Origin of the sequence: Paraburkholderia sp. NMBU_R16, from assembly GCF_013282575.1 — a bacterium.
Taxonomy (GTDB): Bacteria; Pseudomonadota; Gammaproteobacteria; order Burkholderiales; family Burkholderiaceae; genus Trinickia.
The window spans coordinates 1-252 of record NZ_JAAAYE010000438.1; the positions used below are offsets into that span (position 1 = coordinate 1).

Annotated in this window: 1 protein-coding gene; it reads right to left on the reverse strand. The window is 59.9% G+C overall.

All coding sequences use genetic code 11. From position 1 onward, the window contains the following. Positions 1 to 166, reverse strand: a 166-nt coding sequence (tnpB, locus tag GWC77_RS28745; RefSeq protein ID WP_173263059.1) for an IS66 family insertion sequence element accessory protein TnpB, incomplete at its 3' end; no start/stop codon positions are given. Positions 167 to 252 lie beyond the last annotated feature (86 nt).

Here is a 252-nt window from a genome sequence, read left to right on the forward strand (position 1 = left end):
GATCCGTCGTTCGTATCGGCTGGCGCCAGTCGATGCCTTCGAGCAGCATCGACAACTGCGCTTGGCTCAGGCACACAACGCCACCGTCCGCGCGCGGCCACACGAATCGACCCCGTTCCAGGCGTTTGTAACATACCTCGGAATGCGGACCTTGACGTGGCCTCAGAGCACCTTGTCCGCATTACCCATCCTTTCCACCCCTTTAGTGGGCGGCAACTTCTGTGTATTGGTGAGCGCTATAACCGGTCTGGC